The sequence below is a fragment of the uncultured Ramlibacter sp. genome (assembly GCF_936925435.1).
Taxonomy (GTDB): domain Bacteria; phylum Pseudomonadota; class Gammaproteobacteria; order Burkholderiales; family Burkholderiaceae_C; genus Ramlibacter.
The window spans coordinates 177,779-201,508 of sequence record NZ_CAKZHQ010000003.1; the positions used below are offsets into that span (position 1 = coordinate 177,779).

The 23,730-nt window shown below is 67.0% G+C and carries 24 protein-coding genes; 16 read left to right on the forward strand and 8 right to left on the reverse strand.

Translation table 11 applies throughout. The features are described from left to right. On the reverse strand, positions 1 to 1,107 hold the full coding sequence (locus tag Q0632_RS03090) for an S-(hydroxymethyl)glutathione dehydrogenase/class III alcohol dehydrogenase (protein ID WP_298924224.1): 1,107 nt from the start codon (positions 1,105 to 1,107) through the stop codon (positions 1 to 3). 130 nt (positions 1,108 to 1,237) lie between these two features. On the opposite strand from Q0632_RS03090, the gene Q0632_RS03095 reads away from it, so the two are divergent. The 13 genes from Q0632_RS03095 (at position 1,238) to Q0632_RS03155 (ending at position 13,882) form a co-directional block, all read left to right on the forward strand. Then, positions 1,238 to 1,819, forward strand: a complete 582-nt coding sequence (locus Q0632_RS03095; RefSeq protein WP_298924430.1) for a TetR/AcrR family transcriptional regulator — start codon at positions 1,238 to 1,240, stop codon at positions 1,817 to 1,819. Between the two features lie 230 nt (positions 1,820 to 2,049). Further along, on the forward strand, positions 2,050 to 2,637 hold the full coding sequence (locus Q0632_RS03100) for an NAD(P)H-dependent oxidoreductase (protein ID WP_298924226.1): 588 nt from the start codon (positions 2,050 to 2,052) through the stop codon (positions 2,635 to 2,637). Further along, positions 2,634 to 3,887: an amidohydrolase family protein gene (locus Q0632_RS03105; RefSeq protein ID WP_298924228.1), complete on the forward strand. Its 1,254-nt coding sequence runs from the start codon at positions 2,634 to 2,636 to the stop codon at positions 3,885 to 3,887. The genes Q0632_RS03100 and Q0632_RS03105 overlap by 4 nt, the downstream gene beginning before the upstream one ends. A gap of 12 nt (positions 3,888 to 3,899) precedes the next feature. Further along, on the forward strand, positions 3,900 to 4,754 hold the full coding sequence (locus Q0632_RS03110) for a creatininase family protein (RefSeq protein ID WP_298924230.1): 855 nt from the start codon (positions 3,900 to 3,902) through the stop codon (positions 4,752 to 4,754). A gap of 60 nt (positions 4,755 to 4,814) precedes the next feature. Continuing rightward, positions 4,815 to 5,801 (forward strand): ABC transporter substrate-binding protein, encoded by a 987-nt coding sequence (locus tag Q0632_RS03115; protein ID WP_298924232.1) that lies wholly within the window; start codon positions 4,815 to 4,817, stop codon positions 5,799 to 5,801. Beyond that, positions 5,801 to 6,619 (forward strand): ABC transporter ATP-binding protein, encoded by an 819-nt coding sequence (locus tag Q0632_RS03120; RefSeq protein ID WP_298924234.1) that lies wholly within the window; start codon positions 5,801 to 5,803, stop codon positions 6,617 to 6,619. The genes Q0632_RS03115 and Q0632_RS03120 overlap by 1 nt, the downstream gene beginning before the upstream one ends. Then, positions 6,616 to 7,419, forward strand: a complete 804-nt coding sequence (locus tag Q0632_RS03125; protein ID WP_298924236.1) for an ABC transporter permease — start codon at positions 6,616 to 6,618, stop codon at positions 7,417 to 7,419. Before Q0632_RS03120 ends, Q0632_RS03125 begins: the two co-directional genes overlap by 4 nt. A gap of 13 nt (positions 7,420 to 7,432) precedes the next feature. After that, complete coding sequence (locus Q0632_RS03130) at positions 7,433 to 8,797, forward strand: FAD-binding oxidoreductase (protein WP_298924238.1); 1,365 nt, start codon at positions 7,433 to 7,435, stop codon at positions 8,795 to 8,797. After that, positions 8,794 to 9,252: a RidA family protein gene (locus Q0632_RS03135; protein WP_298924239.1), complete on the forward strand. Its 459-nt coding sequence runs from the start codon at positions 8,794 to 8,796 to the stop codon at positions 9,250 to 9,252. Before Q0632_RS03130 ends, Q0632_RS03135 begins: the two co-directional genes overlap by 4 nt. 141 nt (positions 9,253 to 9,393) lie before the next feature. Beyond that, positions 9,394 to 10,350 (forward strand): ABC transporter substrate-binding protein, encoded by a 957-nt coding sequence (locus tag Q0632_RS03140; protein WP_298924241.1) that lies wholly within the window; start codon positions 9,394 to 9,396, stop codon positions 10,348 to 10,350. 15 nt (positions 10,351 to 10,365) lie between these two features. Next, the gene (locus tag Q0632_RS03145) at positions 10,366 to 11,418 is read left to right on the forward strand and encodes a Rieske 2Fe-2S domain-containing protein (protein WP_298924243.1); all 1,053 of its coding nucleotides are present in this window, start codon (positions 10,366 to 10,368) and stop codon (positions 11,416 to 11,418) included. Continuing rightward, positions 11,412 to 12,467 carry an aromatic ring-hydroxylating dioxygenase subunit alpha gene (locus Q0632_RS03150; protein WP_298924245.1) on the forward strand — a complete coding sequence of 352 codons (1,056 nt, stop codon included), beginning with the start codon at positions 11,412 to 11,414 and terminating at the stop codon, positions 12,465 to 12,467. The genes Q0632_RS03145 and Q0632_RS03150 overlap by 7 nt, the downstream gene beginning before the upstream one ends. Beyond that, entirely contained in the window at positions 12,464 to 13,882 is a 1,419-nt protein-coding gene (locus tag Q0632_RS03155; protein ID WP_298924247.1) for an amidohydrolase family protein, read from the forward strand. Before Q0632_RS03150 ends, Q0632_RS03155 begins: the two co-directional genes overlap by 4 nt. On the opposite strand, the gene Q0632_RS03160 is transcribed toward Q0632_RS03155, so the two are convergent. The 4 genes from Q0632_RS03160 to Q0632_RS03175 all read right to left on the reverse strand — a co-directional run bounded on the left by Q0632_RS03160 (position 13,879) and on the right by Q0632_RS03175 (position 17,568). After that, positions 13,879 to 15,801, reverse strand: a complete 1,923-nt coding sequence (locus Q0632_RS03160) for a chorismate-binding protein (RefSeq protein WP_298924248.1) — start codon at positions 15,799 to 15,801, stop codon at positions 13,879 to 13,881. The genes Q0632_RS03155 and Q0632_RS03160 overlap by 4 nt on opposite strands. Then, complete coding sequence (locus Q0632_RS03165; protein WP_298924250.1) at positions 15,798 to 16,772, reverse strand: tripartite tricarboxylate transporter substrate binding protein; 975 nt, start codon at positions 16,770 to 16,772, stop codon at positions 15,798 to 15,800. Before Q0632_RS03165 ends, Q0632_RS03160 begins: the two co-directional genes overlap by 4 nt. Further along, positions 16,769 to 17,137 (reverse strand): chorismate mutase, encoded by a 369-nt coding sequence (locus Q0632_RS03170; RefSeq protein WP_298924252.1) that lies wholly within the window; start codon positions 17,135 to 17,137, stop codon positions 16,769 to 16,771. Before Q0632_RS03170 ends, Q0632_RS03165 begins: the two co-directional genes overlap by 4 nt. Before the next feature lie 68 nt (positions 17,138 to 17,205). Further along, a complete protein-coding gene (locus tag Q0632_RS03175; RefSeq protein WP_298924254.1) occupies positions 17,206 to 17,568 on the reverse strand; it encodes a DUF1304 domain-containing protein in 363 nt (120 codons plus the stop codon). A 66-nt stretch (positions 17,569 to 17,634) separates the two neighbouring features. Between Q0632_RS03175 and gloA the strand changes: the two genes are divergently transcribed. Further along, the gene (gloA, locus tag Q0632_RS03180) at positions 17,635 to 18,051 is read left to right on the forward strand and encodes a lactoylglutathione lyase (protein ID WP_298924256.1); all 417 of its coding nucleotides are present in this window, start codon (positions 17,635 to 17,637) and stop codon (positions 18,049 to 18,051) included. Positions 18,052 to 18,095: 44 nt separating this feature from the next. Here gloA and Q0632_RS03185 read toward each other — a convergent pair whose 3' ends face one another. Both Q0632_RS03185 and hemN read right to left on the reverse strand, forming a co-directional pair. After that, positions 18,096 to 18,749, reverse strand: a complete 654-nt coding sequence (locus Q0632_RS03185; protein ID WP_298924258.1) for a sulfite exporter TauE/SafE family protein — start codon at positions 18,747 to 18,749, stop codon at positions 18,096 to 18,098. Between the two features lie 12 nt (positions 18,750 to 18,761). Further along, positions 18,762 to 20,144 carry an oxygen-independent coproporphyrinogen III oxidase gene (gene hemN, locus Q0632_RS03190; RefSeq protein ID WP_298924261.1) on the reverse strand — a complete coding sequence of 461 codons (1,383 nt, stop codon included), beginning with the start codon at positions 20,142 to 20,144 and terminating at the stop codon, positions 18,762 to 18,764. 204 nt (positions 20,145 to 20,348) lie between these two features. On the opposite strand from hemN, the gene fnr reads away from it, so the two are divergent. After that, positions 20,349 to 21,056, forward strand: a complete 708-nt coding sequence (gene fnr, locus Q0632_RS03195; RefSeq protein WP_298924263.1) for a fumarate/nitrate reduction transcriptional regulator Fnr — start codon at positions 20,349 to 20,351, stop codon at positions 21,054 to 21,056. A 126-nt stretch (positions 21,057 to 21,182) separates the two neighbouring features. Beyond that, positions 21,183 to 22,274, forward strand: a complete 1,092-nt coding sequence (locus Q0632_RS03200; protein WP_298924265.1) for a fatty acid desaturase — start codon at positions 21,183 to 21,185, stop codon at positions 22,272 to 22,274. A 33-nt stretch (positions 22,275 to 22,307) separates the two neighbouring features. Here Q0632_RS03200 and Q0632_RS03205 read toward each other — a convergent pair whose 3' ends face one another. Further along, a complete protein-coding gene (locus Q0632_RS03205) occupies positions 22,308 to 23,717 on the reverse strand; it encodes a DUF2130 domain-containing protein (protein ID WP_298924267.1) in 1,410 nt (469 codons plus the stop codon). Positions 23,718 to 23,730: the final 13 nt, after the last annotated feature.

The following is a 23,730-nucleotide window of genomic DNA, read 5'->3' on the forward strand; positions in this document are numbered from 1 at the left end:
TCAGTACAGCACCACCGAACGGATGGACTCGCCCTTGCGCATCAGCTCGAAACCCTTGTTGATGTCGGCCAGCGGCATGGTGTGGGTGATCAGCGGATCGATCGTGATCTTGCCTTCCATGTACCAGTCGACGATTTTGGGCACGTCGGTGCGGCCGCGCGCGCCGCCAAAGGCCGAGCCTTCCCACTTGCGGCCCGTCACCAGCTGAAAGGGCCGCGTGCTGATCTCAGCGCCGGCCGGGGCCACGCCGATGATGATGCTGCGACCCCAGCCCTTGTGCGTGCACTCCAGGGCCTGGCGCATCACCTGGGTGTTGCCAATGCACTCGAAGCTGTAGTCGGCACCGCCGTCGGTCAGTTGCACGATGGCATCGACCACGTTGGGCACATCCTTCGGGTTGATGAAGTCGGTCATGCCGAACTGGCGCGCCATGGCTTCGCGGGCCGGGTTGAGGTCCACGCCGATGATCTTGCCGGCGCCCACCATCTTGGCGCCCTGGATCACGTTCAGGCCGATGCCGCCCAGGCCGAAGACCACCACGTTGGCGCCCGCCTCCACCTTGGCGGTGAACAGCACGGCACCGATGCCGGTGGTGACGCCGCAGCCGATGTAGCAGACCTTGTCGAAGGGCGCGTCCTCGCGGATCTTGGCCAGCGAGATCTCCGGCGCCACCGTGTAGTTGCTGAAGGTGGAGGTGCCCATGTAATGGAAGATGGGCTTGCCGCCAATGGAAAATCGGCTGGTGGCATCGGGCATCAGGCCTTTGCCCTGGGTGCCGCGAATCAGCTGGCACAGATTGGTCTTGCGCGACAGGCAGAACTTGCACTGACGGCATTCCGGCGTGTACAGGGGAATGACGTGGTCGCCCTTTTTCAGCGTGGTCACGCCCGGGCCCACATCGACGACGATGCCCGCGCCCTCGTGGCCCAGGATGGCCGGGAAGATGCCTTCGGGGTCGGCGCCCGACAACGTGAAGTCGTCCGTGTGGCAGATGCCCGTGGCCTTGATCTCCACCAGCACCTCGCCGGCGCGCGGGCCGTCCAGGTCCACGGTTTCGATGGAAAGGGGCTGGCCTGCTTGCCAGGCGACGGCGGCTTGGGTCTTCATGGGATGTCCTCGGGTCGTACGATCAGGCAGCTATTGTGTGCGAGCACGGGGTTTGGGAACCTTCTGCTAGCATTCCCTTCCCTTGAACACCACCCCCGTCCGCAAGCCGCGTGAGAACCGCGAGCGCATCATGGCCGCCATCCGCGAAGCAGCCATCGCCGAATTCAGCGAGAACGGCCTCAAGGGCACGTCCACCCAGGCCATCGCCGCCCGCGCCGGCCTGACCAAGCCCCAGCTGCACTACTACATCAAGGGCAAGGAAGAACTCTACGAAGAGCTCTTGATGTCGGTGATGTCCGACTGGAAGGGCATGTTCGACGCCGGCTCCACCGACCCAGGCAAGGTGTTGGGCGACTACATCCGCTCCAAGCTCGACCAGGCTTTCGACAAGCCCGAGATCTCGCGCATCTTCACCCGCGAGGTGCTCGATGGCGGCAAGAACCTGGCCAAGTTCTGGCCCGATTCGCGCGCCCGCACCCGCGAGAAGGCCAACATCATCAACAGCTGGATCGCCCGCGGCCTGATGCAGCCGGTCGACCCCTATGTGCTGCTCATGAGCATCTGGTCCATGACCCAGTTCTACGCCGACTCGGCCGTCCAGGTCCAGCAGCTGGTCAACCCGGGCCAGCCCGGCTTCCAGCCCGACCGCGAAGCCCTGGTGAAAGAACTCACCGCGCTGGTGTTGCGCGGCTGCGGGATTCCCACCGCCTGACCGTCATTCCCGCGTCGGCGGGAATCCAGCGCGTCCAGAGGGATCCCGAGCAAGCCCCGGATGACAGGCCAACCGGGTTCTGGCACGCTCTATGCGTAAGTTTGACCAATCGATCAGATTAAACGGTCAAGAAATGCAGCCCGCCTCTCACGCCAGCCTCCTGCCCGCCGCCGCAACGCACGGCGCGGGTGCATTCCTCCCATTTGCGGTGCATTCCGCCTAGGCCCACCATGCACGTCCTGGTCGTCTACTGCCACCCCGTCGAAACCAGTTTCGCTGCTGCACTGCACCAGGAAGTGGTTGCCAATCTCCAGGCCGCCGGCCACACGGTCGATGACCTGGACCTGTATGCCGAGGGTTTCAACCCGGTTCTCTCGCGCGAGGAGCGCCTGGGCTACCACGACGTGCCGGCCAACCAGCTGCCGCTGGCGCCCTATGTGCAGCGCCTGCGCAAGGCCGAGGCCATCGTCTTTTGTTTCCCCACCTGGTGCTTCGGCCTGCCGGCCATGCTCAAGGGCTACTTCGACAGGCTCTTCATGCCCGGCGTGGCCTTCGACATCAGCGACCCGGCCAATGTCAAGCCCATGCTCACCCACATCAAGCGCATCTCCGCCGTCGTCACCTATGGCCGGCCGCGCTGGGTGGCCTGGTACATGGGCGACCCCCCGCGCAAGATCATCACCCGCTACATGAAGCGCCTGACCGGCGACACGGCCAAGGTCGACTTCCACGCTTACTACCACATGAACATTGCGACCGAGCCCCGGCTGGCCGCGTTCAAGCGCCGGGTCGGCGAAGCGATGGCGAAGTTCGCATGAACTCTATCACCGCCATCGCCAACGCCCGCTTGCCGCGCTGGCTGCTGGGCGATGCCTGGCCCTCGCAGGCCGGCCAGCCGGCGCTGGCTGCACTGACGATCGCGGAGGGCAAGGTGACATCGGTCACGCCCATGGGTGCAGCCGTGGCTGGCGCCTGGGATGTGAAGGGCGCCCCTGTGCTGCCGGGCTTCGTTGACGCCCACACCCATCTGGACAAGACCTTCACCCTGCCGCGCATGCGCCATGTGCAGCCCGGCCTGCTGGGCGCCATCGACGCCATGATGACGGACAGGCTGGACTGGACCGAGGCCGATGTGCGCGAGCGCGCCGGCAAGGCGCTGCAATGGGCTTACGAAGCCGGCTGCGTTCATCTGCGCAGCCATGTGGACTGGTGGGAGCCCGAGGGCACGCCGCTCGCCTGGAATGTGCTTGCCTCGCTGGCCGATGAATGGCAGGGCCGCATTCGCCTGCAGCAGGTCGGCCTGATCAAGCTCACCCTGTTCCAGGAACTGGCCCAGGCCCGCAAATTCGCGCAGCAGGTCAAGGCCACCGGCCCCCACGCCTTGCTGGGCGGCTTCGTGCACTCGGTCAACTGGGACGAGGGCGCGCTGCGCAACCTCTTCACCGCCGCTGGCGAGGCCGGCCTGGACGTGGACCTGCACGTCGATGAAGAACTCAACGCCGACGCCAAGGGCCTGGCCGCGACGGCCCGCATCCTGCGCGAGACCGGTTTCAACGGCCGGGTGGTTTGCGGCCACACCTGTTCGCTGGCGGCCCAGCCTGAAACGCAGGCCCTGGCCACGCTGGACGCAGTGGCGCAGGCGCCCATCACCCTGGTCTCGCTGCCCATCACCAACCTCTTGCTGCAGGACGCGCAGACCGGCCGCACGCCGCGCCAGCGCGGCCTGACCCTGGTCAAGGAAGCGCGCGAGCGCGGCATCCCGCTGCTGATCGCCAGCGACAACGTGCAAGACCCCTTCTGCCGCGTCGGCAGCTACGACCCGGTCGAGGCCCTGGCCGCAGGCGCTCTGGCGGCGCAGCTGCCCGAGCCGTTCGACACCTGGTCCGAAAGCCTGTGCCGCAGCGACTGGCTGGAGCGCAAGCCGCTGGCCACACCGTCCCTCGTTGGCGCATCCGCCGACCTGGTTGTCTTCCATGACGCCGACGCCTGGGGCTGGCCCTCGCGCGCCGCGCGCCGCACCGTGCTGCGCAACGGCATCCCGCTCACCCCTGTCGCCTCTTTCGCCTGAAAGGTCCACGCCATGATCCACGGCTACATCCCCCCGCACCGCTTCCTGCCCTACCTGAGCTGGACCGAAATCAGTGCCCTGCCCGACCGCGAGAACACCGTCGTCGTGCTGCCTGTCGGCGCCATCGAGCAGCATGGGCCGCACCTGCCCTGCTCGGTCGACAGCGTCATCTCCTCCGGCGTGATCGGCAAGGCGCTGGAAAAGCTGCCCGCCGAGATCCGCGCCTTCGGCATGGCCCCCATCACCTACGGCAAGTCGGACGAGCACCTGCACTTCCCCGGCACCATGACGCTGACCGGCCCCACCCTGCTGGCCACCATCATCGAGCTGGGCGAGTCGGTCTACCGCGCGGGCTTTCGCAAGTTCCTCATGCCCAATGGCCACGGCGGCCAGCCCCAGGTGCTGGAGATGGCGGCGCGCGAGATGCGCCTGCGCCATGGCGACTTCCTGGTCATTCCCTACCATGTGTCGCGCCTGCCCAATGCCTCGGGCAAGTACGTGTCGGACGAGGAAAAGCGCCTGGCCATGCACGCCGGCCATTCGGAAACGGCGTTGATGATGGCGCTGGCGCCCGACACGGTGCACATGGAGCGCGCGGTGGCCAACATCCCGCCGCCCTTCCCCTCCAAGATCCTGTCAGCCGACGGCCGGCCGGCCTGCGCCTGGACGGCGCGCGACTTCGGCCCCAGCGGCATCATCGGCGACCCCTTGGGCGCCACCCGCGAGCAGGGCCTGCACATCCTGGACACCTTGTCCGACAGCTGGGTCACGGCCATCACCGACATCTTCCGCATGCAGTGGCTGGTGCGCGAAGAACAGAGCTGGGGCTACGGCCACCAGACCGGCCATATCCAGGCCGCCCTGTAGGCGCACTCCTTGCATCGACCCGCTTTCCTTTTCACCCCCACTTCACTTCAAGAGGTCACCATGAAAGCTTTCTCCGCACGCACCCTCCTGGCCGCCTCGCTCGGTCTGGCCTTTGCCGCCGGCGCCCAGGCCCAGGAAAAGCTCACCTACATGACCAACTGGTATGCCCAGGCCGAGCACGGCGGCTTCTACCAGGCGGTGGCCACCGGCATCTACAAGAAGTACGGCCTGGACGTGACCATCAAGATGGGCGGCCCGCAGGTCAACATCATGCAGATGCTGGGCGCGGGACAGGCAGACTGCATCATGGGTTCGAGCGACCTGCAGATCATCCGGGCGCGCAGCAACGGCCTGCCCATCGTGACCCTGGCCGCCAGCTTCCAGAAAGACCCGCAGGTCCTGATCGCCCACGAGGACGTGAAGAAGTTCGAGGACATGAAGGGCAAGACCATCCTCATCGCCTCGTCGGCGCGCGAGGGCTACTGGCTTTGGCTGAAGAACAAGTACGGTTTCTCCGACGACCAGACCAAGCCCTACACCTTCAACATCCAGCCCTTTGTCGCCGACAAGAACACGGTGCAGCAGGGCTACCTGACCAGCGAGCCCTTCGCGGTGCAAAAGGCTGGCGTCAAGGCCAACTCCTTCCTGTTTGCCGACCAGGGCTGGCCGGCCTACTCCACCACCATCTCCTGCCTGGAAGACACCATCAAGGCCAAGCCCAAGGCCATGGAAGCCTTCGTCAAGGGCACGATGGAAGGCTGGAAGAGCTTCCTGGCCGACCCGGCGCCCGCCTCGGCCCTGATCAAGAAGGACAACCCCAACATGACCGACGAGCAGCTCGCGTACAGCGTGGCCAAGCTCAAGGAAATGGGCATCGTCACCGGCGGCGGCGCGGCCAAGAGCGGCATCGGCAGCATGGAAGAGTCGCGCCTCAAGGCCAACTACGACTTCCTGGTGAGCAACAAGCTGATCGACCCGGCCAAGGTGCCGTCGGCGACCGCGTCCTACAACTTCACGTACATCAAAGACCTGAAGGTGATGCCGTGATGCGAGAGCCCCCTGCCGCCCTGGACGCGGCCGTCCCCGCCGTCGAAGTGCTGTCGGCGCACAAGACCTACCCCAACGGGACGGTCGCGCTGCAGCCTGTGGAACTGACGGTCCAGGAGGGTGAGTTCATCACCCTCCTGGGCCCCTCGGGCTGCGGCAAGAGCACCCTGCTCAAGATGGTGGCCGGCCTGCTCGACCCCACCGATGGCCGCCTGCTGCTGTGGCGCAAGCCGGTGGACCAGCTGGAGGCGTCGCAGCGCAAGCTGGCCTTCGTCTTCCAGGCGCCCACCCTCATGCCCTGGTCCAGCGTGGCCAGCAACGTGCGCCTGCCGCTGGACCTGGCCGGCTTGCCGCGCGCCGAGGCGGAGGCCCGCGTGGCCGACGCCCTGGCCCTGGTGGGCTTGACCAAGTTCGCCACCGCCTTGCCGCGCAACCTCTCGGGCGGCATGCAGATGCGCGTGTCCATCGCCCGCAGCCTGGTGGTGCAACCCAACCTGCTGCTGATGGACGAGCCCTTCGGCGCGCTGGACGAGATCACGCGCCACAAGCTCGATGCCGACCTCTTGCGCCTGTGGGCCGAGAAGAAGCTCACCGTCATCTTCGTCACCCACTCCATCCACGAAGCGGTCTTCCTGTCCAACCGCGTGGTGATGATGGCGGCCCGCCCGGGCCGCATCGTCGAAGAGGTGGTGATCGACGAGCCCTACCCGCGCACGTCCGACTTCATGGTCAGCGCGCGCTTTGCCGAATATGCCAAGCGCCTGCAGGACAGCCTGCTGCGCGCCAGCCACGACACCGACGAGGACGCCACCGCATGAAAGCCGCCCCCCTGCTTGCCTCGCCGCGCGTGCAGCGCGTGCTGTATCCGTCCATCGTCGCCGTCGTGCTGCTGGGCGCCTGGCAGGCCCTGGTCAGCGGCCTGAAGCTGCCGCCCTACCTCGTGCCCTCGCCCATCCTGATGTTCCAGACCCTGGCCACCGAATGGCAGTCGCTGGGCGGCTCGCTGCTGGTGACGCTGAAGATCACCCTGCTGTCGTTTGCCGTCGCCACCATCGTCGGCGTGCTGATCTCCTTCCTCTTCGTCCAAAGCCGGCGGATCGAGACGGCCTTGTTCCCCTACGCCGTGCTGCTGCAGGTCACGCCCATCGTCGCCGTGGCGCCGCTGATCATCATCTGGGTGAAGAACCCCACGGCCTCCCTGGTGGCCTGCGCCTCCCTGGTGGCGCTGTTTCCCATCATCTCCAACACCACGCTGGGCCTGCGCAGCATCGACCCCGACCTGCAAAGCTATTTCGCGATGAACCGCGCCAGCCGCCTGCAGACCCTGGTGCGCCTGCGCATTCCGAGTGCGCTGCCCTACTTCTTCGGTGGCCTGCGCATCTCCAGCGGCCTGGCCCTGATCGGTGCCGTGGTGGCGGAGTTCGTCGCCGGCACCGGCGGCGCGGCCACCGGCCTGGCCTACCAGATCCTGATGGCCGGCTACCAGCTGAACATCCCGCGCATGTTCGCCGCCCTGCTGCTGATCTCGCTGGCCGGCGTAGGCCTGTTCGTGCTGATGGCCTGGCTGAGCAAACTCGCTCTCGGCAACTGGCACGCCAGCGAACTGTCCAGAGATTGACAAGGTAAATGAAGTGAACGCACCCGCCCACCCCATCGAACAACTGACCGCCGAACTGGCGGACCTGGACTGGATCACCGACGAGGGCCGTGTCGGCCGCCTGTCGCAGGACTTCAACTGGTACAGCCCGGTGCTCAAGCGCCAGCTCGAAGGCAAGCGCGCCGCCGCCGCCGTGCGCCCGCGCAACGAGGACGAAATCAAGCGCCTGGTCAGCCTCTGCGCCCGCCTGCGCGTGCCCATCACGGTGCGCGGCAGCGGCACGGGCAACTACGGCCAAGCCGTGCCCTTGCAAGGCGGCGTGCTGCTGGACATGAGCGGCTACAACGCCTTTCTGTGGGCCAAAGGCGGCATCGCCCGGGCCCAGGCCGGGATCCGTCTGTGGGACCTGGAAAAGGAATGCAAGCCCCACGGCCTGGAGCTGCGCTGCATGCCGTCCACCTACCGCAGCGCCACCCTGGGCGGCCTGTTCGGCGGCGGCTTCGGCGGTGTCGGCTCGATCAACTACGGCCCGCTGGGTTCGCGCGGCAACGTGCTGGGCATCCGTGCCATGAGCATCGAGGAAGAACCCCAGATCGTGGAGCTGCGCGGCCCCGACGCCCTGGCCATGCACCATGTCTGGGGCACGAACGGCCTGGTGCTGGAGCTGGAGTTCGCCATGGCGCCGGTGCACGACTGGATGGAGGCCATCGTCACCTTCGGCAGCTTCGATACGGCGCTGGACTTTTGCGATGCGCTGTCGCGCTCGGCCGGCATCCTCAAGAAAGAAGTGGCCATGCTGGCCGCGCCCATCCCCGACCACATCAAGCAGCTGGCCGACTACCTGCCCACCGGCTGCCACGCCAGCATCGTGCTGGTGGCTGAAGAAAGCGAAGCCGCCTTCCTGGAGCTGGTGACCCAGTTCGGCGGCACTGTCAGCTACCGCAAGACCGCGGCCGAAGTGGCGGCCAGCAACCGCACCTTGCTGGAATACACCTGGAACCACACGACGCTGCACGCCATGCGGGTCGACAAGAACCTGACCTATCTGCAAAGCGCCTTCACCGCCGGCCAGCACCTGGAGCAGGTGCGCACCATGGAAAAGCTGCTGGGCGGCGAGGTGATGATGCACACCGAGTTCATCCGCAACATGGATGGCCTGATGACCTGCACCGCCTTGCAACTGGTGAAGTTCAGCACCGAGGAACGATTGAACGAGATCATGCAGATCCACCGCGACAACGGTGTGCGCATCAACGACCCACACGTCTTCATCGTGGAAGACGGCCGAGCCAACGGCGAGCTGCCCGCCGCCGTGCTGGCCACCAAGCGCCGCTTCGATCCACACAATCTGCTCAACCCCGGCAAGGTCCGGACCTGGGCGCGGGGCATCCCCCAATGAGCACGATGGGCAAGCCGATGGCCAACTACGCAGCCGCAAAGCGCGTGGGCGACTTCGTCTTCCTCAGCGGCGTGGTGGCCGTCGATCCCATGCGCAAGGCCGTGGTGCAGAGCTACGAAGAACTGCCGGCCGAAGCCATGGAGCAATTGAAGAGCCTGGGCTACGTCACGGGCCAGATGACGGTGGACATCTACGAGGCGCCGGCCGTCGCGCAGAGCTGGTTCGTGCTCGACCGCATCCGCCAGATCGCCAGAGAGCATGGCGGCGAGATGAAGGACGCGGTCAAGCTGGTCCAGTACTTCCGCGACCTGCGCCACTACCCGTTCTACAACCGCGTGCGCGGCCTGTTCTACCCCGGTGAACCACCGGTGAGCACGGTGGTCGAAGTGGCGCGCTTCATGCCCGGCGATGGTGCGTTGATCGAAGTGGAGGCAACGCTGTACCTGCCCAAGTAGTGGCACGCCACTTGCATCAAATTTGACGGAGTAGAAGCAGTCAACGGCGCCAGCGCCGTGGGTCATTGCTCTGGCGGTGGAAGAGCTCCACCGTGCGCCGATCTGGCGCTTTGTGTTCCACGACATGACCGGAGAAACTGCATGAAACGCGTCCTCGCATCCTTTGCCCTTGCCGCAACCGCCCTCGCCTCCCAGGCGCAGGACAAAGTCACCTTCCTCACCTCCTGGTACGCCCAGGCCGAACACGGCGGCTACTACCAGGCCATCGCCACCGGCATCTACAAAAAATACGGCCTCGACGTCACCGTCAAGATGGGCGGCCCCCAGGTCAATGCGATCCAGATCATCGCCGCCGGCCAGGCCGACTTCATCATGGGCAAGGACTTCCAGACCCTGTCGGCCATCGAGAACGGCGTGCCCCTGACCACGGTGGCGGCTGTGTTCCAGATGGAGCCCCAGGGCATGGTGACGCACACCGACGTCAAGGGCCTGGCCGACCTCAAGGGCAAGACCATCCTGCTGGCCACCAGCGGCCGCACCAGCTGGTGGCCCTGGCTGAAGATCAAGCACGGCCTGAAAGACGACCAGACCCGTCCCTACACCTTCAGCATGGCGCCCTTCTTCGCCGACCCGAACATGGCACAGCAGGGCTACCCCGGCTCCGAGCCCTTCATCGCCGAGAAGGCCGGCCAGAAGGTCAAGTTCTTCCTGTTCGCCGACGAAGGCTATCCGCCGTATGGCAACACCATCGTCACCACGCGCCAGATGGTCAAGGACAAGCCCGAACTGGTGCAGCGCTTCGTCAAGGCCACGCTGGAAGGCTGGAAGAGCTACCTGGCCAACCCGGCGCCCGGCAACGCGCTGATCAAGCAGGACAACCCCAAGATGGAAGACGAGCTGATCGCCTATTCCGTCAAGACCATGAAGGAGATGAAGTTCATGGACGGCGGCGATGCTGCCAAACTGGGCGCGGGCGTGATGACAGACGCGCGCTGGAAACAGACCTACGACCTCATGGTCACCAGCGGCCAGCTCAAGCCCAACCCGAACTGGCAGCAGGCCTACACCCTGCAGTTCCTCAAAGACCTGAAGAAGTAAGAAGGGAGGCCAGCCATGCTCGTCACCCAACAAGCTGTGCTGCGGCGTTTCTGGTACGCCGTCATGCCCATGGACAAGCTCGATGCCGGGCCCCAGCCCTTCACCCTGCTGGGCGAAAACATCGTTCTCTGGAAAAAAGCCGACGGCACACCGGCCGCCGTGCGCGACCGCTGCTGCCACCGCACGGCCAAGCTCTCCAAGGGCTTCGTCGAGGGCGACAACATCGTCTGCGGCTACCACGGCTGGACCTACGACTGCAGCGGTGCCTGCGTGAAGATTCCGCAGGCGCCCGACATGCAGGTGCCTGCCGGCGCGCGCGTACCGGCCTACCACTGCGCCGAGAAATTCGGCTACGCCTGGGTCGCGCTGGACGACCCGCTGCTGCCGCTGCTGGAGACCGAGGAAGAAGCCGCCGGCTACCGCCGCATCCACCAGTTCGACGAAACCTGGGCCACAGGCGCGCTGCGGCTGATGGAGAACTCCTTCGACACGGCGCACTTCGCCTTCGTCCACGCCGGCACCTTCGGCCAGGGTGGGCAGCCCAAGCCCGAGCACTTCGCGCTGAACGAAACGGAGTACGGCTTCGAGGCGCAGGTGGTGGTCAAGATCAACAACCCTCCTGAATCGCACCGCATCACAGGCACGACCGATCCGACCACCACGCGCAGCTTCACCAACCAGTGGCACCTGCCCTTTCTGCGCAAGCTGGGCCTGAACTACCCCAGCGGCATCAAGCACACCATCTTCACCTGCGCCACGCCCATCGACGACCACCATGTGCAGCTGATCCAGTGGCTCTACCGCAACGACACCGAAGAGGATTGCCCGGCCGCCCTGCTCAATGAGTGGGACACCAAGGTGGTTCTGGAAGACAAGGTCATCCTGGAATCCGTCGACGCCGACGCGCCAGTGGACGTGGGCCGCCGCGACGAGCAGAGCATGGCCAGCGACCGGCCCGGCATGCTGATGCGCAAACGCCTGCTCGCCCTGCTCAAGGAGCATGGCGAGACCGAGGTCCACGGCTGGACCCGTATTCATCCCGTCACGCAGGAGTTGCAAGAATGCTGACCACTCAACAAAAGGTGCTGCGCCGCTTCTGGTACGCACTCATGCCCATGTCCTTCCTGGACGATGGCCCCAAGCCCTTCACCCTGATGGGCGAGGACATCGTTCTGTGGAAGCAGGCCGACGGCACGCCAGCCGCGGTGCGCGACCGCTGCTGCCACCGCACGGCCAAACTCTCCAAGGGCTTCGTCGAGAACGGCAACATCGTCTGCGGCTACCACGGCTGGACCTACGACTGCACAGGCAGCTGCGTGAAGATTCCGCAGGCCCCCGACATGCAGATCCCGGCCAGCGCCAAGGTGCCGGCCTTCCGTGCACAGGAAAAGTACGGCTATGTCTGGGTGGCGCTGGACGAGCCGCTCAAGCCCATCCCGCATTTCCCGGAAGACGGCGCGCCCGGCTACCGCCGCATCTTCCAGTTCTACGAGGAATGGAAGACCAGCCCGCTGCGCATGATGGAGAACTCCTTCGACAACTCGCACTTCTCCTACGTGCACAAGGCCAACTTCGGCATCCTGGAGAACCCCAAGCCCGCGCCGTATGAGTTCCGTGAGACCGACTACGGCTTCGAGGCCGAGACCCATGTGCCCATCCGCAACATCGAGGCGGGACACAGCGTCACGGGCACGACCGAGCCCATCACCGAGCGGCACCTGATCAACCGCTACTACCTGCCGTTCGCACGGCGCTTCGGCTGCACCTACCCGGCCAGCGGCATCGACCACATCATCTACAACTGCGCCACGCCCATCGACGATGAACGCATGATGCTGGTGCAATGGCTGTACCGCAACGACAGCGAAGAGGCCTGCAGCACGCAAAAGCTGATTGACTGGGATGCCGCCATCACGGCGGAAGACCGCGACATCCTGGAAGCCACGGACGCCGATGCCTGCGTGGACACGCGGCGCAAGGTGGAATTCCACATGCCGTCGGACAAGCCCGGCCTGGTGATCCGCAAGCAGTTGCTGGACCTGCTCCATGCCCACGGCGAGGAAGAGATCCACCGCGGCAATGTTGCCAACCCGCCCGCCATCAAGGCGGTGGCATGAGTGTTCTGATCCGCAACGCCACGGCCATCCTCACCGGCCTGCGCGGTGATGGTGCGCGCCATGCAGGCCCCGACATCCGCATCGAGGGCAGCAAGATCGCCGCCATGGGCGCGCTCACGCCGCTGCCAGGCGAGCAGCAAATCGACGCCAGGGATTGCGTGGTCTATCCGGCCTGGGTCAACACCCACCACCACCTGTTCCAGTCCCTGCTCAAGGGCGATCCGCAGGGCATCAACGCCACGCTCACACCCTGGCTGACGGCCACGCCCTGGCGGCTGCGGCCCGGCATGGACGAGGCCATGTTCCGCCTGGCAGCGCGCATCGGCCTGGTGGAGCTCGCCCTGTCCGGCTGCGGCACGGTGGCCGACCACAACTACGCCTACTGGCCGGACATGCCGTACGACGGCTCGGCCATCCTGTTCGAGGAGGCCCAGGCCCTGGGCCTGCGCTTCGCCCTGTGCCGCGGCGGCGGCACCCTGTCGCGCATGAAGACCGAGGACCTGCCGCCTTCGCTGCGGCCCGAGACCCTGGACGGCTACCTGGCCGACATCGAGCGCCTCGCGACGCGCTTCCATGACGCAGCACCCGATGCGATGCGCCGCGTGGTGGTGGCGCCGACCACGCCGCCGCACTCCATGCAGCCGCAGCAGATGCGCGAATGCGCGGCCGTGGCGCGCAAGCTCGGCCTGCGCCTGCACTCCCATCTGTCGGAGACGGTGGCCTACCACGACAGCGTCCATGCGCAGCACGGCATCAAGCCCATCCACTTCGCCGAGAGCATCGACTGGCTGGGGCCGGATGTCTGGTTCGCCCACCTGGTCAAGCTCGATGCCGACGAGATCGCCCTGCTGGGCAGCACCCGTACCGGCATCGCCCACTGCCCGCAAAGCAATGGCCGTCTGGGCAGCGGCATCGCCCCGGTGCGCGCGCTGGAGGACGCCGGCGCCACCGTGTCCATCGGCGTCGACGGCGCGGCCTCCAACGAGGCGGCCGACATGCTGTCGGAAACCCATGCGGCCTGGCTGATGGCGCGTGCCCGGGCCGGCGAGGCGGCTGTGGCCTTGCACCGCGGCGGCCAGGGCGAGAACAACGCGGCCGCGGCGGCAACGGTGGAAGACGTGGTGCGCTGGGGCACGGCCGGCGGCGCCAAGGTGCTGGGCCTGGATGCGGTGGGCACGCTGGCGCCGGGCCAGGCCGCCGACATCGCCATCTACTCGCTCAAGGACGACCCGCGCTACTTCGGCCTGCACGACCCCGCCATCGGCCCGGTGGCCAGCGGCGGCGCCGCCCATCTCAAGAGCCTGCTGGTGGCAGGCCGCGAGGTGGTCCGCGACAGCAGCCTGGCCGGCGTCGACCTGCAGGCCCTGGGCCGACAGGCGCGCGAAGCCGTGGCGCGGCTGGCTGCTGTGGCCTAGGCCGCGCCGCGCGCGGCCGCGAAGGCCAGGGCCGCGCGCAAGGCCGCCAGCGCCTGCGGCTCGGACAGCAGGGAGTCGGGGCGGAACAGCAGGGCCACCAGGCTGTGCTGCGGCTGCGCCAAGGCCACCGGCCTGTCGTGCGCGTCCGTGGCCCAGACCTGCCAGCCCACCGGCACGCCCTCCAGCTGGAAGCTGGCATAGCGGGCCGCGATGAAGGCATTGTCGCTGCGCCAGGGCGCATCGGCCTGCAGCTTGCACAGCAACAGGCGGCCATGCTCGGGCGCGATGCGCTGCACCTGCCCACCATGCAAGGCAAGCAGCTGGTAGGCCGCATCGCCGATCGCCACCACGCTGCGCGGCGGCCAGGCGGCGGTGGCCGGCGCGCCGGCCACGACCGTCACGGCCGCTGCGTCGTTCAAAACCAAGCCCAGCCCCAGCAGGCAGTCGCGCGCCGCGTTGCCGAATGGGTCCTGCGCATCCAGCAAGCGCACCGCCTGCGGCAGTGCCGCAGCTGCCTGCTGGCCGTCCGGCACCGCGCCCATGGCCGCCTCCAGGCCGAAGGCACGCCAGAGCGACAGGGTCTTGAGCCGCGACTCCTGCTCTTCGCGCTCGGGCGAGGAATCGGCCATCAGGTCACCGCCGGTGCGCACTTCGGCCACGCCGCCGCGCACCGCGGCTGCACGCAAGATGGTGCCGGCCAGCGCATCGCCGTTGGACGCCACCTGCACGAACAGGCCGCCGTACCAGCCGCGCGGGCTGGCCTCCAGCGCGCTGATGGCGGCCAGGGCATGGGCGCGCGGCGTGCCCGTCACCATCACCGGCGCGGCCGTCGCAGCGATGGCATCCCAGGCATCGGCACCATCGCGCAGGCGCCCCTGCAGCCGGTCCACCGCGTGGACCACGGTGGCCAGCGACATGGTCCGTCGCCGCTCGCTGAGCACCAGACTGCCCGGCACACACAAAGGCGCCAGATCGTTGCGCAGGGCGTCGGTGCACACGGCCAGCGAGGCCGCGTCGACATCCTCGTTCATCAGCTCGCGCAGCGATTCGGCTTCGCCCACGGCGCCGGGCCGGCGCCGCACCGTGCCGCAGACCGGCAGGGCCTGGACCGCACGGCCGCTCACCACCAACTGCAGGTCGGGCGAAGCGCCCAACAGCTGCAAGCCCTGGCCATCGTCCAGAAAGAAGCTGGCCGGCGCCGGGTTGGCGGCGCGCAGGCGGGCAAAGGCCTGGGCCGGCGCCATCTCGACGCGTCGCCGGTAGCTCTGGCTCAGGGTCAGCGAGACCAGGGGCTGCTCGCGCAGCCAGCCCAGCGCCCGCCCCACCATGGCGGCATAGCCGCCGGGTGCATGGTCGTCGCCCGGTTCGGTTGCTGTTTGCGGCGTGTGCGCCAAGGGCGGCGGCATTGCGGCTGCCGCAGCGCCCGGCAAACTCAAATGCAGGCTGTGCCACTGCCCACGGGCGTCGCGCCGCAGCAGCTTCTCGCCGAAGAACAGTACGCCCAGCGGCTCACCCGAACTGCCGGGCCGGGCCAGCTTGTGGGCAGCGAAGGGCAAGGCTCCTAGCAGCAGCACATCGGCCGAGGGTGTGAAGCAGGCCAGGAAGCCACGCAGTGCCTGCAGGGTGTCGGTGCCGGGGCCGCGCTGCAAGCCGGAGCGCCAGGCGGCCAACGCCGGCTGCGCCAGCAGCGTCGCGCCGAAGGGACTGAGCACCTGCGCCTGCAGACCGTCGCCAAACAGGCGCAGGGCCAGGGCGGGCTGCTCGATGAGCGTGGCCTGCAAGGGATGCAGGCCGGCGATGCCGGCGTCGACGCCGAAGTAGGCGCCGGGTGCCTGGCCCAGGCGGGCCAGGGCTTCTTGCGCCTGCTGCGCGCTGGCGTCGCTGCGCGCGACGGCCAGGTCGATCGTGCCCTCGCTCACTCCATGGTCACGCCGGTGCGCTTGATCACCGGCGTCATCACTTTGAGCTCCTGCTGCATGAAGCGCTGCAGGTCCTGCACCGAGCCGCCGATGGGCTCCATGTACTGCGCGTGCAGCTTGTCCTTGACCTTGGGCATGGCCAGCACCGCGTTGATCTCGGTGTTCATGCGCTGGACGATGTCGTTGGGCGTGCTGGCCGGCGCCATCAGCGCCATCCAGGCCAGGTTCTCGATCTCGGACAGGCCGGCTTCCTTCATGGTCGGGATGTCGGGCGTGAGCTGGCTGCGCTTGGCGGTGGACACGGCCAGGGTGCGCAGCTTGCCGGCCTTGACCTGCGGGATCACCGCCACCGCCGGCACGCAGGCGAACTGCACGTCGCCTTGCAGGATGGCCAGGATGGCCAGCGGGCTGGAGGCATAGGGGATGTGCACGGCGAAAGTATCGGTCTTGACCTTGAGCAGTTCCACGCCCAGCTGCGACAGGCTGCCCACGCCGGTGGACGAGAAGTTGAACTTGCCGGGGTTCTTCTTCATGGCGTCGACCAGCTCCTTCAGGCTGGTGATGCCCGAGTCGGTGCGCACGGCGCAGACATTGGCCTGGCCGCCGGCCAGCACCACGGGCCGCAGCTCGGTGAAGGGATCGTAGGGCAGCTTCTTGTACAGCACGGTGTTGTAGACCAGGGGCCCATTGGTGCTGATGACGTAGCTGTAGCCGTCGCCGGCCGCCTTGGCCACCAGGCCGGTGCCGTTGTTGCCGCCGGCGCCGGGCCGGTTCTCGATCACCACTGGCTGGCCCAGGCGCGGGCCCAGTTCCTCGCCGACGATCCGGGCAATGACGTCGGGCGAGGAGCCCGCGCCATAGGGCACGACGATGCGGATCGGCTTGTTCGGCCAGGCCTGCGCGAAGGCGGCGCCGGCAGCAAGGGCCAGCACGGCGGCGGCAAAACGGGGCAAGGCGGACATCTTGTTCATGGTTCGATCAGCTCCGTGTCATGGAAGAAGCGTCCCTCACTGGCGATGAAGCCGGCGACCAGGGTCCGGTAAGCGGCCTCGACGATGTCGGGCAGGCCGGGGAACGCGGTTTCGTGGGCAGTGGCCAGGGCCCTGACCTCTTCGAAGACCTGGGCCTGGCGCGCGGGCGCAGCGACCTGGAAGGCGTCGCGCTTGAAGCGGGTGGCGTCGCGCACGCACAGTGCGCGCTGCGCCATCAGCTCGACGATCTGGCGGTCGAGCGTGTCAATGCGCTCGCGCAATTCGGCCAGAGTGCCAGCGACGGGCTGGTAGGCGGCGTCCTTGAAGCGGCGCACCGGTGGCGTGGTGGTGGTGGGTTCCTGCATGGTGCCGCCAGCCTACCAATAAACCGATACAAAGCCAGCCGGGGTTTGCCCAGCGCGTCAGCCTGCGGTCAGACCGGGAGCTGCCAAGCCAAAAGCAGCAAGGCAAGCGCCAGCAGGGCCGGCAAGGCCTGGACGAAGAAGATGCGCTTGTTGACTGTGGCGGCGCCGAACACGCCGGCGACGATGACGCAGCCCAGGAAGAACACCAGCACGGCGGCCCCGCCGCCCAGCAGGCCCCAGACCAATCCCGCTGCCAGGAAGCCGTTGTACAGGCCCTGGTTGGCGGCCAGCACCTTGGAGGCGGTGGCGAATTCCGGCGTGGTCTTGAAAACCTTGCGGCCGGCCGGCTTGTCCCACAGGAACATCTCCAGCACCAGGAAGTACAGGTGCAGGAGCGCGACCAGGGCGCTGAGCACAAAAGCAGTCGTCATCAACATGGGGGCTCCGTCCGGACGGTGTGTCCTGGCGCCTATCGTAGCCGCGCCTATCATTGGCGCATGAGACTCCTCCACACCATGCTGCGCGTGGGCGACCTGGATCGCTCGATCGCCTTCTACACCGGAGTTCTGGGCATGCAGTTGCTGCGCCGCTCGGAAAACCCCGAGTACAAGTACTCGCTGGCCTTTGTCGGCTACGGCGGCAATCCCGACCAGGCCGAGATCGAGCTGACCTACAACTGGGGCACGAGCAGCTACGAGCTGGGCACGGCCTACGGCCACATCGCGCTGGGCGTGCCCGACGCGGCAGCGGCCTGCGAGAAGATCCGCGCCAACGGCGGCAACGTCACGCGCGAGGCAGGACCGGTCAAGGGCGGCAGCACGGTGATCGCCTTTGTCACCGACCCGGACGGCTACAAGATCGAACTGATCGAGCGCAAGGACGACCACGCCGCCGGCAACTCGCTACGTTCCTGATAGCAAACCAGGCTGCATTGGCGCGCTCTACAGCGCAATCTCCCTCAGTTCAGAGGAATGCCGCACCAGTCAGCGATGCGCCCGGCCATGCCGCCCCACAAGGCCCAGACGGAGGCCAGCACCAGCAGGCCGCCGGCCGCGCGCGCGCTCCAGGCTTCGCGCACACGGGCCAGCAGGCGCGGCGCCAGCGCCAGCGGCACGGCGCTGCCCAGGGCGAACAAGGCCATGGTCAGCGCGCCTTCCAGCGGCCCGCCGGCCAGCGCCGCCAGCAGCAGCGCCGAATACAACAGGCCGCAGGGCATGAAGGCCCACAGCATGCCCACACCGAAGGCTCCGCTGGTCTTGCGCGCCACTGCGCGCACTCGCGCCCAGATGCCGCCGCCAGCCGCCTGCACCCAGACCGGCGGGCGCGCCTGCACCAGCAGCACCAGGCCCCAGGCCAGCACGGCCAGGTGCAAGGCCATCCAGGCCGGGCGCAGCATGGCCGCCTGCGCGCCCAGCCAGGCCAGGGCGTGGACGGCGATGGCGGCCAGGGCGCCGGCCAGCGCATAGCCGGCCAGGCGGCCGGCATGGAAGCCCAGCAGCGCACGCGGCCGGCCGCCGGTCAGGCCGGCGCAGGGCGCGCCGCACATGGCAGCGCAATGCGGGCCGCCGGCCAGTCCCATCAGCAAGGCGGGCAGGGCGAGGGCAGCAGACATGGCTGCAGCCTATCAGAGGATGCGTGAGAAGCGCGCGCGCTGGCGGTCGGCCTGCAGGTGACGGTCGAACACCATGGCCACCGCGCGCACCAGGAACCAGCCCGTGGCCGTGACATGGATACCGCTGCCGTCGAGCTCCACCAGGCCCTGCTCCTGCAGTTCGGCCAGTTGGACGATCTCGGCGGCGAAATAGCGGCGGAAGTCGATCAGCCAGGCCAGCTCGATCGACTCGTAAGCCAGCTCGCCCTGGCACATCAAGGCCATGATGACGGCGCGCCGCACCATGTCGTCGCGCTCGAGCGCCAGGCCGCGCACCACAGGCAGCTGGCCGCGGTTGACCAGGTCGTTGTACTCGTCCAAGGTCTTGGCGTTCTGGCTGTAGGTGGCGCCGACCCGGCCGATGGCCGACACGCCCAGGCCGATCAGGTCGCACTCAGGCTGGGTGCTGTAGCCCTGGAAATTGCGGTGCAGCCGGCCCTGGCGCTTGGCCACCGCCAGCGCGTCCTCCGGCAGCGCGAAGTGGTCCATGCCCACGTGGACATAGCCGGCGGCCAGGAAGGCCGTCAGCGCCTGCTCCAGCATGGCCAGCTTGGCGGCGCCTGCCGGCAGCGCGGCGGGGTCGATGCGCCGCTGCGGCTTGAAGCGCTCGGGCAGGTGGGCATAGGCATAGAGCGCGATCCGGTCGGGCCGCAGCTGCTGCACCTGGGCCAGGGTGCGCGCGAACGACTCCGGCGTCTGCCGCGGCAGGCCGTAGATCAGATCGATGTTGATCGAATCGAAGCCGATGGCCCGCGCCGCGTTGACCAGCTCGAACACCTGCTGCGCCGGCTGCACCCGGTGCACCGCCTGCTGCACCTGCGGGTCGAAGTCCTGCACGCCAAAGCTCAGCCGGTTGAAACCCAGATCGGCCAGCACCTGCAGGCGCTGACCATCCACCGTGCGCGGGTCGACCTCGATCGAGCATTCGGCGCCCGGCGCCAGCGTGAAATGGCTGCGCAGCAGTTCCATCAGCCGGCGCAGCCCATCGTCGGACAGGAAGGTGGGCGTGCCGCCGCCCAGGTGCAACTGGCTCACGGCCTGGCCGCGGCCCAGCACGTCGGTGTGCAACGCCATCTCGCGCGCCAGCGTGTCCAGGTAGGCGTCGCCGCGCTCGGGGTGGCGGGTGATGATCTTGTTGCAGGCGCAGTAGTAGCACAGCGATTCGCAAAACGGGATGTGCACGTAGACCGACAGCGGCAGGGACAGGGCGGCAGGGCCGGCGCGCCGCTGGGCCAGGGCCTGGGCATGGTCGTCGGCGCCGTAGGCCTCGACAAAGCGGTCGGCCGTCGGGTAGGAGGTGTAGCGCGGGCCGCTGACGTCGTGCCGGCGCAGCAGTTCGGGCGGAATGGCATGCATGGGCCGACTGTGCCCCGGCCCGGGCGGGCCCTCCTTGATCCATGTCAAACCCCGCTGCCGGCGCCCTGCCGACAATGGGCCATGGAGCATGAATGGGTGAGTGCCAGGACCGTCAGGCGCGCTGCTGGCGTCGGCTGTCCGGGCAGGTTAAGCTTGCACCAAACAGGAGCCATTTCGGCTCCTGCCGCAAATTCCAGCCACCGCATGAGCCCGCAAACCCCCCTGAAGGTCGCCTGTTCCGGCTGCAACCTGCGCGAGCTGTGCATGCCGGTCGGCCTGAACGACAGCGAGATGGCCCGCTTCGACGAGGTTGTGTCCAGCCGCGTCAAGGTGCGCCGGGGCGCCGCCCTGTTCTCGGCGGGCCAGAAGTTCAGCGCCCTGTACGCCATCCGCACCGGCTACTTCAAGACCCGCGTCACCACGACCGACGGCCGCGACCAGGTCACGGGCTTCCAGATGGCCGGCGAGATCATGGGCCTGGACGGCATCGTCAACGACCACCACACCTGCGACGCCGTCGCGCTCGAAGACGCCGAGGTCTGCGTCATGCCCTTCGAGCGCATCGAGGAACTGTCGCGCGAGTTCGGCAAGCTGCAGCACCACATGCACAAGGTCATGAGCCGCGAGATCGTGCGCGAGCATGGCGTCATGCTGCTGCTGGGCAGCATGCGCGCCGAGGAGCGCCTGGCCGCCTTCCTGCTCAACCTGGTGCAGCGCCTGCACGCGCGAGGCTTCTCGCAGTCCGAACTGCTGCTGCGCATGACCCGCGAGGAGATCGGCAGCTACCTGGGCCTCAAACTCGAGACCATCAGCCGCACCTTCAGCAAGTTCGCCGAAGATGGCGTGATCGAGGTGCGCCAGCGCCATGTGCGCATCCTCGACACCGAGGCCTTGCGGGCCCTGGTCCACTAGCCAATTTCTTGGGGAAACAGGCCTCCATCCCCCGTGGAATGGGCCTGAGGCGCTCTCAAATCAGGAGCACGACGAGGTTTGACCGAGATCAAGCGGCAGCGGAGCGCGGGATTCGACAATAGCCTCATGTCCTCTTCCCTTGCACTGCACGATCTCATTGCCGGCAGCAACGCGCCCATCGCCGCCGGCGCGCCACTGCCGCACCGCAAGGTCCTGCGCGCCTGGCTGGCGCCGCTGTCGGGCAAGACCACGGCCTGGCCGCTGCTGCTGCTGGCCTTCGACTATGCGCTGCTGGCCGCGACCCTGGCCGGGGCCGTGCTGGCGCCCAATGCCTGGCTGCAACTGGCCAGCGGCCTGCTGGCCGGCCTGGTGATCGGGCGGCTGTTCATCCTGGGCCATGACGCCTGCCACCAGAGCCTGACACCGCACAGGCGCCTGAACCGCTGGCTGGGCCGCATCGCCTTTCTGCCCTCGCTGACGCCCTACAGCCTCTGGGACGTTGGGCACAACGTCGTGCACCACGGCTACACCAACCTCAAGGGCTTCGATTTCGTCTGGGCGCCCAGCACCCTGGCCGAATTCGCCGCCCTGCCGCCGGCGCGCCGCGTGCTGGAACGCATCTACCGCAGCGGCTGGGCGCCCGGCCTGTACTACATGCTGGAGATCTGGGGCAAGCGCATGTTCTGGCCCTCGCGCAGCGCCATGCCGACGCGGCGCGCGGTCTTCGTCTGGGACAACCTGCTGGTCAGCGGCTTCGCGCTGGCCTGGCTGGCCGGCCTGGGCTGGGCGGCGCAGGCCACGGGCCAGTCCTTCGCCTGGCTGGCGCTGGCCGCCTTTGCATTGCCCCTGGCCGTCTGGTTCGCGCTCATCGGCTTCGTCGTCTACGTGCACCACACCCACATCGAGGTGGAATGGCACCAGGAGCGCCAGGCCTGGTCGCGTGCCCAGCCCTTTGTCTCGACCACGGTGCACCTGCGCTTTCGCAAGGGCATCGGCGCCGCCCTGCACCACATCATGGAGCACACGGCGCACCACGTGGACATGGGCGTGCCGCTGTACAGGCTGAAGAAGGCCCAGGCCATGCTCGAACACATGCTGCCCGGCCGCATCATCATCCAGCCGTTTTCCTGGCGCTGGTACTTCAGCACCGCGCGCAGGTGCAAGCTGTATGACTTTGAAAAGGGCTGCTGGACCGACTATGCGGGGCAGCCGTCCTGAGAACCGACAGCTCTTGACTGCCGTTGCGCTGACCTAGCCGGCATTGGAGGGGTTTTCGTTCTTGAGTTCGGAAAACTTGGCCGCCATCGTCGGGTTGCCCCGGGTCAACTTCTTGATCGTCACATCCTGAGCCTTGTCATTGGCCAGCCGAAGGTTCCGGTCCGTCCCGAGCAAGGCATCCTTTGTTTTCTGCAAGTGATCGATCGACTTGTCGATTTCCGCGATGGCTTTCTGGAAATGCCCGGATGCCAGCTCGTAATTTCTTGCGAATGCTGCCTTGAAGGTCTCCAGCTCGGTTTCGAACTTCGTGATGTCGATGTTCTGCGCCTTGACGAGCGCCAGTTCCGACTTGTACTTGAGTGAGTTCATCGCTGCGTTCCGAAGCAGCGTGATGATGGGAATGAAGAACTGCGGCCGGATGACGTACATCTTCGGGAAACGATGGAACACATCAACGATGCCACCGTTGTAGAGCTCACTGTCGGGCTCCAGCAGGGAGACCAGCACCGCGTACTCGCACCCCTTCTCGGCACGATCTTTGTCGAGTTCCTTCAGAAAGTCCTCGTTCCTGTTCTTCGTCGAGGTCCGGTCGGCTTCGTTCTTCATCTCGAACATGATGGAGACGATTTCGGTGCCCGCCTCGTCCGCGTCGCGGAAGATGTAGTCGCCCTTGCTTCCCGTGCGCGCGTCGTTGTCCTTGTCGAAATACGCCCTTGGAAACGCCGTCGCCCGAATGCGGTTGAACTCGGTTTCGCAGTGCTGCTCTAGGGTCTCCCCAACCATCTTGGTCGACAGGCGAGCCTTCATGTCACGCAGGCGCTCGATCGCATCATCGCGGTCCTTGATCTGTGTCTCGTACTTGTCCTTGAGCGCCGCCTCGGCAAGCTGCTTCTCAAGCTCCGCTCGCTGGAGGCCACTTTTGAATTCGTCGCGCTCCTTCTCGACCGCGCCAACCGCCTGAGTGATCGCGAGTTTCTGTGCGAGCGCTATGGCGTCGAATTGGGCCTTCAGTCCCTGGATCTCGGCATCCTTGGTGGCGGCGGTCTTCTGCAGTTCATTGAGCAGCCTCGCTGCGGCCAGCTCGGAAGTCGCCTGTTTGTCACGCCTGGCCTGCTCAAGCTCGTTGGCGAGCGCATCCCGCTGTTTTTCCACAGCGCCCAGGGCTTCGGCCACGGCGAGCTTGCGCGCGACGTCACCGGCATCCAGCCTGGCCTTGAGCTCCTGAATCTCGGCGTCCTTTGTCCCGGCAAGCCTCTGCATTTCGTTGGCGACTTGCGCCTGTGCGAGCTCGACGGCGTTTCGTTTGTCTTGCTCGGCGAGCTCAAGCCGCTCGTGCAACTGCTGTTCGAACTCGCCATCGCGAACCTGCTTGACGATGTCCGCGTACCCGGCTTCGTCGATCTTGAATGCCTTCCCGCAGTGCGGGCAGATGATTTCGTTCATGTTGTGTTCCTCC